This is a genomic window from Achromobacter insuavis (genome assembly GCF_902859645.1).
Lineage (GTDB): Bacteria > Pseudomonadota > Gammaproteobacteria > Burkholderiales > Burkholderiaceae_B > Achromobacter > Achromobacter insuavis.
Map to the genome: position 1 here is coordinate 20,994 of NZ_CADIJR010000064.1, position 10,052 is coordinate 31,045.

Consider the following 10,052-nt stretch of genomic DNA (forward strand, 5'->3'; position numbering starts at 1 on the left):
GGAGATGACGATGTTTCCCACGGAAGTCCTGATTGCCTACCTGTTCGCCTGCGGCATCATCGTGGTGTCGCCCGGACCTGACAACATCCTGGCATTGAGCCGCGGACTGAGCCAGGGCGGCGTGGCGGCGGCGGTGTCGTCATTGGGCGCCGCGGGCGGCATCATGGTGCACACGCTGGCCGCGACCTTCGGCCTGTCCCTGTTGATGCAGACCTCTGACATGCTGTTCTGGAGCATCAAGCTGGCCGGCGCCGCCTATCTCATCTACCTGGGCGTGAAGGCGCTGCGCGCCCGGGATCTCGTCACGATCCGCAAGTCCGACCATCTGCCGTTGCGCAAGGTCCTGGCGGTCGGTTTCCTGTCCAATGTCCTCAATCCCAAGCCCGGCCTGTTCGTGCTGGCGTTCCTGCCGCAGTTCGTCGACAGCGCGCGCGGTCCGGTCCAGGTCCAGATGCTGGTCTATGGCGGCATTTTCGCCGTCCTGACCCTGGTGGTGTTTTCGCTGGTCGGCGCCTTCGCGGCCAGGCTGTCGGGCTGGCTGGTGTCCCGTCCCGCCGTCGCCGCGCGGCTCAACACCGGCGCCGGGCTGACGCTGATCGGCGCCGGCGTGCTGGTGCTGACGCTGCGTTCCGGCTCCCAGCGCTGATGTGACTTAGTCAATGATGATGAGGTGAGGAGGGCGGCATGGGTGAGGGCGTGGTGGGCAAGGTCGCGAAGTGGCTATTGGCGGCGGTCTGTTGTCTGGGGTTCGGTCTGTCCGCGGCGTTGGCCGGCCCCATCGTTTCCATCCTGGATGGAAAAATCGAGGGAATCGGGCGGGGGGACGTCGAGCAGTTCCTGGGCATTCCCTTCGCCGCGCCGCCGGTGGGGCCCTTGCGCTGGGCCGCGCCCGCGCCGGTGACGCCGTGGACGGGCCTGCGGCCCGCGACGGAGTACGCCAGCAAGTGCGTCCAGAACGGCTGGGTTGCGCCCATCCGCCAATACCGCAACGAGGACTGCCTCTATCTGAATGTCTATCGCCCGGCGGCGCCGGCCGCGCAAGCGCGTCCGGTCCTGGTCTGGTTCCATGGCGGCGCCGCGGTGGCGGGATCTTCGCAGGATGTCGACGGCTCGGTCTTCGCCGCCAAGACGGGCCAGGTGGTCATCAGCGTCAACTATCGCCTGGGCGCGTTCGGCATGGCGTCGTTCGCGCAATCCGGCAGCAATTTCTGGTTGCGCGACCAGCAGGCGGCGCTGCGCTGGGTCAAGGCGAACGCCAAGGCGTTCGGCGGCGATCCCGGCCAGGTGACGATCATGGGCCAGTCGGCCGGCGCCTATTCGGTCACGGCGCACCTGGTGTCGCCGGCCAGCGCCGGACTGTTCCAGCGCGCCATCGCGATGAGCCTGCCGGTCGGCCCCATCCATGATTCCATCACGGCCGAACAGGAGCGCCGCAGCGGGCCGACCGCGACGATGGTCGAGAAAGCTGGCTGCGCCAACGCCCCGGACGCGCTGGCCTGCCTGCGCGCCAAATCCACCGAGGCGATCTTCGAGGCCGGCGGCGGCGAGGCGACGCGCGCGGCCGGCTGGCGGATGGTCATCGACGGCGACAGCATCCCGGGCAATCAGATGGAACGGTTTGCGCGCGGCGAATTCCACCGGGTTCCGATCCTGGTGGGCTTCGCCCGCGAAGAGAATGGCTTTTTCCTGCAGGCGCGCCGCGCCGCCGGCCAGCCCCCGCTGAGCGCGGCCGCCCTGGCCAAGCAGATCGCCGCGCTGCCCGACAGCGCGCGGGTCGAGGCGCGCTACACCATCCCGGCCTATGGCTCGCCGACGCGGGCGGCCATCGCGCTGGCCAGCGACCGCTGGGGATGTCAGGTGCAGCAGTGGGCCAGGGTGGTGGCGGCGTCGACGCCGGTCTATCTGTACGAGTTCGCCGATCCGCGGGCGCCGACGACGATCTTCCATGTCGACGAGCCCAAGGACGGGCCGTTCCACAATTCCGACATCCCGTACGTGTTCCAGAGCGGCTATCCGCACGAACAGCAGGCGGATGCGCCGGCCTGGACGCCGGCCCAGAAGGCGTTGTCCGATCGCATGCTCGGGTACTACGCACGCTTCTCGGCGTCCGGCGTGCCGGCGGCGGACTGGCCGACCTCGGGCACGATGATCCTGCATCCCGATGGCGACAGGATCGAGGCCGATCCTGCGTTCCAGCAGCGGCATGCGTGCGGGCTCTGGGAGCGCTGAGGGCCGCGCAAGCGAGGGTAATACCGCGCGCCGGGGCGGGTCCTCGCCAGCCATTCGGCACGCCACTCAATCCCGCCGCGCAAACATATTGGACGCTCCGCATCGCCTGTCCTAGCCTTGGCGCTCATCCACGGCTTTGGAATCCGCATGCTGTCCATCATCCCCACGGAGGTTCATACCGCCGTCCCCGCCCATCTGCGCCTGAATCAGGAAACCGACTGGAGCCGGGCGCGCGGCGGCGGTCCCTTGCACTCCTTTCTTGAGGGGCCGGGCTTTGACCGTCAGGGCCGGTTGTACTGCGTCGACGTATGCCACGGGCGCATTTTCCGCATCGGCCGCGACGGCGCCTGGGAAGTCTTTGCGTCCTATGGCGGGCGTCCCAACGGCCTGCGCATCCACCGCGATGGGCGGGTGTTCGTGGCCGACGCGCTGCACGGCTTGCTGGTGTTCGACCCGGACACGGGTCGGCGCATCGGCGAATTGGCGCAATGGGCGCCGGGCCAGCGGTTCTCCGGCCTGAATGACCTGGCGTTCGCCGACGATGGCACCGTGTTCTTCACCGATCCCGGCCACAGCGCGCTGGAGGATCCGCACGGCCGCGTGTTCGCCTGGCAGGAAGGTGGCGCGGCGGCGCCGGTATTGCAAGGGCTGCCGTTTCCGAATGGCGTGGTGGTGATGCCGGACCAGGCCGCGCTCTGCGTGGCCAGCACGCGGTCGCTGGAAGTCCTGCGCGCGACCCGCCGCGGCGTCCAGGTACGCAATCTTGGCGTCTACGCCCGTTTCAGTGGCGGCCTGGCCGGACCGGATGGGCTGGCCGTGTGCGAGGACGGCGGCCTGGTGGTGGCCCATTCCGGCCTGGGCGTGGTGTGGTGGCTGGATCCGCTGGGCGAAGTGCGCGGGCGCATCGAATCATGCGCCGGCATCCGCAACACCAATCTGGCCTTCGATCCCGACGATCCACACACGCTCTATATCACCGAGAGCGAGACCGGATCGATCCTGCGCGCCCGACTGCCGGTCAAGGGCCGCACGCCGTACTCGCATCGCTGACATCGCGTCGGCGCGCGGGCGCCGGACCAGGACAGGGGCCCGCACCAAAACAATAGAGGAGACCACCATGAAGACCTTGCGCAGCATCCTGGCCGCGACCGCGGCCACCTGCCTGTTTGGCATCAGTCCGTCCGCATCGGCCGCCGATCCGGCCTTTCCTTCCAAGCCCGTGCGGATCATCGTGCCGTTTGGCACGGGTGCGATGGTCGACCTGATTCCCCGCGATCTGGCGACGCAGCTGGCGGCCAAGTGGGGCCAGCCGGTCGTCGTCGAGAACAAGCCGGGCGCGGCCAGCATGATCGGCGCCGAGTACGTGGCCCGTTCGCCGGCGGACGGCTACACGCTGCTGATGGCGACGTCGAGCACGCTGTCCGTGGCGCCTTATCTGTACAAGAAGCTGCGCTTCGATCCGGTCAAGGATCTGGCGCCGGTGACGCTGGTGTCCACGGCGCCCAATATCCTGATGGTGTCGCGCGACCTGCCGGCCCGGTCGGTGGCAGAGCTGGTGGCGCTGGCCAGGTCGCGGCCGGGCGAGTTGTCCTATGCCTCGGCGGGCGTGGGCGGCATCCTGCACCTGCAGGGCGAGCGCTTTCTGGAGACAACGGGCACGCAGATGGTGCACGTGCCCTATCCGGGCTCGCAGCAGGCGGTGGGCGACCTCAGCACGGGGCGGGTGCAGATGATGATAGACATCATGGCGTCGAACATCGGCAATCTCCAGGAAGGTCGCCTGCGGCCGCTGGCCGCCATGACGCGCGAGCGCCTGCCGCAATTCCCGGACTTGCCCACCATCGGCGAAGCGGGCTATCCGGACCTGGCCACCGATCTGTGGTTCGGCCTGGCGGTGCCGGCGGGCACCGACGCGGCCATCGTCGACAAATTGCAACGCGATATCGCCGAGGTGGTGCAATCGCCGCAGATGCGCGAGAAGTACGCGGCGATGGGAATGAACATGGTGGGCAGCACGCCGGCGCAGATGCGTGACCTGGTGCGCACCGACGGCGATCGCTGGCGTCACGTGATCGAGACGGCCGGCATCCGTATCGAGTGAGGCGCGGCGGTCAGCGGCTGCGGGCCGCCTCGGCCAGGCTGGCCAGGAAGTTCTCCAGCAGGGTCGAGGTGGCCTGCTTGCGCCAGCACACGTACATCTCGGCCACCGGCGGGTCCTGCACCGCGAGGGGCCGGTAGACCACGCCATCGAGCCGGTTGCGCGAGGTCAGTTCGGGCACCAGGGCGACCCCCAGGCCGGCGGCCACCAGCGACACCAGCGTGTGGGGCTGGGTGGCGCGTTGCACCACCAGCGGCGTGTGGCCGTCACGGCCGAGCAGTCCTTCGACCATGTCGCGCAGGTAGGGCGAGTTGGCCGGCGTGAAACTGATCAACGGCAGGTCGCGCAGACTGGGCAGGTCGATGGCCGGGCGCGCGGCCAGCGGATGCTGCGCCGGCAGCACCGCCATCAACGGCTCGTCCAGCAGTTTCTGGCTCATCAGGTCGGGATGGCGGGCGTGCGGCCGCATCAAGCCCACGTCCAGCCGGTTCTCCAGCAGGCCGCTGACCTGGTCGTTCGAGATCATTTCATGCAGCGCCAGCTCCACGGCCGGGAACCGCTGCGTGAAAGAGCCGATGGCGGTCGGGATCAGATAGTAGGCGCTGGCCGCGGTGAAACCGACGCGCAGGAAACCGGCGTCGCCACGCTTGGCGGCCGCGACGATGCCCGGCGTTTCGTCCCAGCGCGCCAGCAGCGGCTTGATGTGGGCCAGCAGGACTTCGCCTTCGTGCGTCAGGCGCACATTGCGCTGGTTGCGGCGGAACAGCTGCGTGCCCAGGGTGTCCTCGAGCAGCCGGATCTGTTGCGACAGCGGGGGCTGCGAAATATGCATGCGCGTGGCGGCGCGGCCAAAGTGCAGCTCTTCGGCGACCGCCACGAAGTAGCGCAACTGGCGTAGATCCATCTTCATCGGAGGGCCTTGCAATATGGAAATCGACTCAATCTGAGTTGAATAATATATTGGACGACTAAGTCCGCGCCCTCCAGAATTTCCCTCATGGCAGACACAACGATAACGAGGGAGACATGTCCAGGGTATTGATCACCATGCCTGTGGCGGCGGCCGGTTTGCGGCGCCTGGAGGACGCGGGCCACGAACTGGACCTGGTCGAGCGCCCGGCGCCGGCCGAGTTCCGGGCCAGGCTGGCGCGCGCCGACGCGGTCATCCTGCGTTTCCAGGCCTTGTCGCGCCAGGACATCGAGGCGGCCGGCAAGTTGCGCTTCGTGGCGCGCCATGGCGTGGGCTACGACGCGGTCGATGTCGCCGCCCTGACCGAGCGAGGTATTCCGCTGGCGATCACGCCGGGGGCCAACGCCATCGGCGTGGCCGAGCACGCGCTGGCGCTGTTGCTGGCCGTCGCCCGGCGCGTCATCGGGCACGACGCAGGCGTGCGCGCCGGCCAGTGGCAGGCGGCATTGCGCGGCCCGATGTTCGAGCTGGCGGGCAAGACCGCGCTGATCGTGGGCGCCGGCCGCATCGGCCGCGCCACCGCGCAGCGGCTGCGGGCCTTCGACATGCGGGTGCTCGCCTATGACCCGTTTCTGCCCGCCGATGCGGCATTGCCCCAGGGGATCGAGATCCGCACGGACCTGGCGGCCGCCCTGGCCGAGGCCGACGTGGTGAGCCTGCACCTGCCGTTGACGGACGCCACCCGGGGCCTGATCGATCCGCTGGCGCTCAAGCGCGGCGCCATCGTGGTCAATACCGCCCGCGGCGGCCTGCTGGATCCGACGCGCCTGTTGGCGGCGCTGGAAAGCGGCCACCTCACGGGCGCCGGCCTGGATGTGTTCGATCCGGAACCGCCCGGCGCCGCCGATGCGTTGCTGCGCCGCCCGGAGGTGGTGCTGTCGCCGCATGCCGCGTCGCTGACCGACGCATCGATCGAGCGCATGGCCACGGAGTGCGCCACCAACATCATTGATTTCTTCGAAGGCCGTCCCCCACGGGACAGCATCGTCAACCTAGCCGGCATCGCCCTCTGAGGCGCTGGCGCGACCAGAGGGGCCGACCAAGAGCGGCCCCCGGAATCCAGGAGACTTACCCATGCGTATCATGATCCAGGCCGCCCGCGCGGCCGGCGCGCTGTTGTTGGCGGCGGCGCTGGCCCCCGCCGCCGGCGCCGCCTATCCCGAACAACCCATCAAGCTTGTCATGCCGTATCCGGCCGGGGGCATGACCGACGTGTCGGGTCGGACGGTGATGGCCGAGCTGGCGCGCAAGCTCGAGGGCAACATCGTGGTGGAGAACAAGCCGGGCGCCGCCTCGACCGTGGCCAGCAACTGGATGACCCAGCAAAAGCCCGATGGCTACACCTTGTATGCCGCGCCGGTGTCGCTGGTGCTCAACCCGCTGATCCAGGGCAAGGTGGGCTACCGGCCCTACGACAGCTTCGAGCCGATCTCGATGATGATCGAGTCGCCCTTCGTGCTGCAGGTCAACAAGGACCTGCCGGTCAAGAGCGTGGAGGAGCTGATCGCCCTGATCCGGCAACGGCCGGACCGCTATGCCATCGGTACGTCGGGCGTGGGGTCGATCAACCACCTTGCGGCCGAGTATTTCATGAGCCGCTTCGGGCTGAAGATGACGGTGGTGCACTACAAGGGCGGCGGCCCGGCCTCGCAGGACCTGGTGGGCAATCAGATCCAGATGATGTTCTCGGCGGCCAACGAGGCCGCGCCGCTGGTGCAGGGCGGACGCACCCGGGCGCTGGCCGTGACCACGGCGCAGCGCCTGCAATTGCTGCCGCAGGTGCCGACCATGAACGAGGCGGCCGGGCTGACGGATTTCGAAGCGGTCTTCTGGCTGGCGCTGATGGCGCCCAAGGGCCTGCCGCCCGACATCGCGCAGCGCCTGAGCGCGGCCATGCGCGCCCTGGGCGACGATGCGCCGTTGGCCGCGCGCCTGCAGGAACTGGGCGTCAGCCTGCACGTGTCGGACGGCGCGGCAGTGGTGCGGCGCATGCGCGAGGATGAAGCCAAGTGGGGCGCGCTGATCCAGCGCATGGACCTCAAGCCCGAGAACTGAGGCGGGGAGCGCGACGATGACGGGATTGAAGCGGCTGCTGTCGGTGGCCGACGTGGAGCGCGCCGCGCGGCGGCGCTTGCCACGCAGCGTCTATGAGTTCGTGCGTGGCGGCACCGAGGACGAAGCCACGCTGGCCGAGAACCGGCGTGCCTTTGCCGACTATCGGCTGCTGCCGCGCGGACTCAACGACGTGGCCGGGCGCGACTTGCGCACGGCCCTGTTCGGCATCACCCATGCGATGCCGGTGGGCATCGCGCCGACCGGCCTGGCGGGCATGGTGCGCCACGAGTGCGACCTGGCGCTGGCGCGCGGCGCGCGCCAGGCGCAGGTGCCGTTCATCCTGAGCGGCTCCTCCAATGTGCCGTTGGAACGGGTCCTGCGCGAGGCGCCGGATACCTGGTATCAGGCCTATTTCCCGGGAGACCGGGATCGTATCGCGCGGATCCTGGCGCGGCTCGAGGCGGCCGGGGTCGGCACCCTGGTGGTCACCGCCGACACCTGCGTCGCGGCCAATCGCGAGAACAACGCGCGGCGCGATTTCACCATTCCGTTCCGCTTGACGCCGCGGCTGGTGGGGGAGGGGATGGCACGGCCGCGCTGGACCGTCGGCGTGCTGCTGCGCACCTTGCTGGCCGGCGGCGTGCCGCGGTTTGCCAATTTGTATGAAGAAATCGGCCCCCCGGTCACGCGCGAGCCGGCGCATGGCTTTCGCACGGGCCGCGATCGGCTGGACTGGGATGACATGGCCTGGCTGCGCGAACGCTGGCGCGGCCGCCTGGTCATCAAAGGCCTGATGCACCCGGATGACGCGCGCCGAGCCGCCGCATTGGGGGCCGACGGCATCATCGTGTCCAACCACGGCGGGCGCCAGCTGGATGGCGCCGCCTCGTCATTGCAGGCGCTGGCCGCCATCGCGCCGGGGCTGCCGCCGGACGTGGCGCTGATGGTCGACAGCGGCTTCCGGCGGGGCACCGACATCATCAAGGCGCTGGCGCTGGGCGCCCGCTTCGTCTTCGTTGGCCGTCCCACGTTGTTCGGGGCGGCGCTGGCGGGGGAGGCTGGCGTGCGCCATGTGCTGGAGATCCTGCGCAGCGAGCTGGACCGCGACCTGGCGCTGTTGGGCTGCCGCGCCGTCGGCGATCTGGGGCCCGGCCTGCTGGCAGGCGCCGCATTTCAAGGCCAGGCCTAGTGAAAACCCTTATTTGCATACGTATGCATGGAACAAAAAGTGTCGCCACGACTTTCTTCTTTCTCTCCTTTTTCCAGGACCTGAATACATGATTCGCTATCTCAAGCGCGGCCGCAGCGCCGCGGTCAAGACCGACGCCGACGCCAAGGTGCGCGCCACTGTCGAGGACATCATCCGCGACATCGAAACCCGCGGCGACGACGCCGTGCGCGACTACAGCCGCAAATTCGACAACTGGGATCCGGCCGATTTCCGCCTGTCCCGCGCCGAGATCGAAGCCGCGCGCAAGCAACTGTCGGATCGCGAGATCGAAGACATCGCCTTTGCCCAGACGCAGGTGCGCCATTTCGCCCAGATCCAGCGCGACTCGATGCGCGAGGTGGAGGTGGAAACGTATCCGGGCGTGGTGCTGGGCCATCGCCATGTGCCGATGAATGCCGTCGGTTGCTATATCCCCGGCGGCAAGTATCCCTTGCTGGCTTCGGCGCACATGAGTGTGCTGACCGCCAAGGTGGCCGGCGTCAAGCGCATCGTGTCGACCGCGCCGCCTTACCAGGGCAAGCCGCACCCGGCCATCGTCACCGCCATGGACATGGCCGGCGCCGACGAAATCCTGGTGCTCGGCGGCGTCCAGGCCGTGGTGGCGATGGCGGTGGGCACGGCCAGCGTCGATCCGGTCGACATGCTGGTGGGGCCGGGCAACATGTTCGTGGCCGAGGCCAAGCGGCAACTCTACGGTCGCGTCGGCATCGACCTGTTTGCCGGCCCGACCGAAACGCTGATCATTGCCGACGACAGCGTCGACGGCGAATTGTGCGCGGTGGACCTGCTGGGCCAGGCCGAACATGGCCCCACGTCGCCGGCGGTGCTGCTGACCACCAGCGAAACGTTGGCCCGCGACACGCTGGTCGAGATCGAGCGGCAATTGAACCTGCTGCCCACCGCGGGTATCGCGGCGCAGGCCTGGGCCGATTGCGGCGAGGTCATCGTCTGCGACAGCGAGGCGGAAATGCTGGCCGTGGCCGACGAACTGGCGTTCGAGCATGTGCAGGTCATGACGCGCGATCCGGACTACTTCCTGAAGAACCTGAGCAATTTCGGCGCGTTGTTCCTGGGCCCGCGCACCAACGTCAGCTTCGGCGACAAGGTCATTGGCACCAATCACACGCTGCCCACCAACCGCGCGGCGCGCTATACGGGCGGGCTGTGGGTCGGCAAGTTCCTCAAGACCTGCACCTACCAGCGCGTGCTGACCGACGCCGCCAGCGCGACCATGGGCGAATACTGCTCGCGCCTGTGCCACATGGAGAACTTCGCCGGTCATGGCGAGCAGGCCAACATCCGCGTGCGCCGCTACGGCAACCGGCCGGATCTGCCCTGGTACCAGCCCGTGGAGGCCCAGGCATGATCGCCTTGCCCCAGGGACCGGACTTCGGCTTGCACGGCCGGCGCGCGCTGGTCACGGGCGGCAGCGGCGGCATCGGCCTGGCCGCGGCCGCGGCGCTGGGCCG

Annotated in this window: 9 protein-coding genes; 8 read left to right on the top strand and 1 reads right to left on the bottom strand. The window is 68.8% G+C overall.

The features are described from left to right. The first annotated feature begins 10 nt into the window (after nt 1-10). The 4 genes from H0523_RS24390 (at nt 11) to H0523_RS24405 (ending at nt 4,330) form a co-directional block, all read left to right on the top strand. Nucleotides 11-646: a LysE family translocator gene (locus H0523_RS24390; protein ID WP_054430413.1), complete on the top strand. Its 636-nt coding sequence runs from the start codon at nt 11-13 to the stop codon at nt 644-646. A 38-nt stretch (nt 647-684) separates the two neighbouring features. Then, nucleotides 685-2,229 carry a carboxylesterase/lipase family protein gene (locus tag H0523_RS24395; protein WP_054430414.1) on the top strand — a complete coding sequence of 515 codons (1,545 nt, stop codon included), beginning with the start codon at nt 685-687 and terminating at the stop codon, nt 2,227-2,229. Nucleotides 2,230-2,376: 147 nt separating this feature from the next. Continuing rightward, nucleotides 2,377-3,279: an SMP-30/gluconolactonase/LRE family protein gene (locus H0523_RS24400; protein WP_054430415.1), complete on the top strand. Its 903-nt coding sequence runs from the start codon at nt 2,377-2,379 to the stop codon at nt 3,277-3,279. Between the two features lie 67 nt (nt 3,280-3,346). Beyond that, nucleotides 3,347-4,330 (top strand): Bug family tripartite tricarboxylate transporter substrate binding protein, encoded by a 984-nt coding sequence (locus H0523_RS24405; RefSeq protein WP_054430416.1) that lies wholly within the window; start codon nt 3,347-3,349, stop codon nt 4,328-4,330. Nucleotides 4,331-4,340: 10 nt separating this feature from the next. On the opposite strand, the gene H0523_RS24410 is transcribed toward H0523_RS24405, so the two are convergent. Then, nucleotides 4,341-5,237 carry a LysR family transcriptional regulator gene (locus tag H0523_RS24410; RefSeq protein WP_054430417.1) on the bottom strand — a complete coding sequence of 299 codons (897 nt, stop codon included), beginning with the start codon at nt 5,235-5,237 and terminating at the stop codon, nt 4,341-4,343. Between the two features lie 116 nt (nt 5,238-5,353). On the opposite strand from H0523_RS24410, the gene H0523_RS24415 reads away from it, so the two are divergent. The 4 genes from H0523_RS24415 to hisD all read left to right on the top strand — a co-directional run bounded on the left by H0523_RS24415 (nt 5,354) and on the right by hisD (nt 9,949). Then, entirely contained in the window at nt 5,354-6,310 is a 957-nt protein-coding gene (locus H0523_RS24415) for an NAD(P)-dependent oxidoreductase (RefSeq protein WP_082404423.1), read from the top strand. A 61-nt stretch (nt 6,311-6,371) separates the two neighbouring features. After that, nucleotides 6,372-7,352 carry a Bug family tripartite tricarboxylate transporter substrate binding protein gene (locus H0523_RS24420; RefSeq protein ID WP_054430419.1) on the top strand — a complete coding sequence of 327 codons (981 nt, stop codon included), beginning with the start codon at nt 6,372-6,374 and terminating at the stop codon, nt 7,350-7,352. A 16-nt stretch (nt 7,353-7,368) separates the two neighbouring features. Further along, nucleotides 7,369-8,541 (top strand): alpha-hydroxy acid oxidase, encoded by a 1,173-nt coding sequence (locus tag H0523_RS24425; protein ID WP_054430420.1) that lies wholly within the window; start codon nt 7,369-7,371, stop codon nt 8,539-8,541. 88 nt (nt 8,542-8,629) lie between these two features. After that, nucleotides 8,630-9,949 carry a histidinol dehydrogenase gene (gene hisD, locus H0523_RS24430; RefSeq protein WP_054430421.1) on the top strand — a complete coding sequence of 440 codons (1,320 nt, stop codon included), beginning with the start codon at nt 8,630-8,632 and terminating at the stop codon, nt 9,947-9,949. The last annotated feature ends 103 nt before the right edge of the window (nt 9,950-10,052 follow it).

What these genes read in the sequence shown, in the direction of transcription:
- H0523_RS24390 (WP_054430413.1), top strand. Translation starts at nt 11, where the DNA reads ATGTTTCCCACGGAAGTCCTGATTGCCTACCTGTTCGCCTGCGGCATC.
- H0523_RS24395 (WP_054430414.1), top strand. Translation starts at nt 685, where the DNA reads ATGGGTGAGGGCGTGGTGGGCAAGGTCGCGAAGTGGCTATTGGCGGCG.
- H0523_RS24400 (WP_054430415.1), top strand. Translation starts at nt 2,377, where the DNA reads ATGCTGTCCATCATCCCCACGGAGGTTCATACCGCCGTCCCCGCCCAT.
- H0523_RS24405 (WP_054430416.1), top strand. Translation starts at nt 3,347, where the DNA reads ATGAAGACCTTGCGCAGCATCCTGGCCGCGACCGCGGCCACCTGCCTG.
- H0523_RS24410 (WP_054430417.1), bottom strand. Translation starts at nt 5,237, where the DNA reads ATGAAGATGGATCTACGCCAGTTGCGCTACTTCGTGGCGGTCGCCGAA.
- H0523_RS24415 (WP_082404423.1), top strand. Translation starts at nt 5,354, where the DNA reads ATGTCCAGGGTATTGATCACCATGCCTGTGGCGGCGGCCGGTTTGCGG.
- H0523_RS24420 (WP_054430419.1), top strand. Translation starts at nt 6,372, where the DNA reads ATGCGTATCATGATCCAGGCCGCCCGCGCGGCCGGCGCGCTGTTGTTG.
- H0523_RS24425 (WP_054430420.1), top strand. Translation starts at nt 7,369, where the DNA reads ATGACGGGATTGAAGCGGCTGCTGTCGGTGGCCGACGTGGAGCGCGCC.
- hisD (WP_054430421.1), top strand. Translation starts at nt 8,630, where the DNA reads ATGATTCGCTATCTCAAGCGCGGCCGCAGCGCCGCGGTCAAGACCGAC.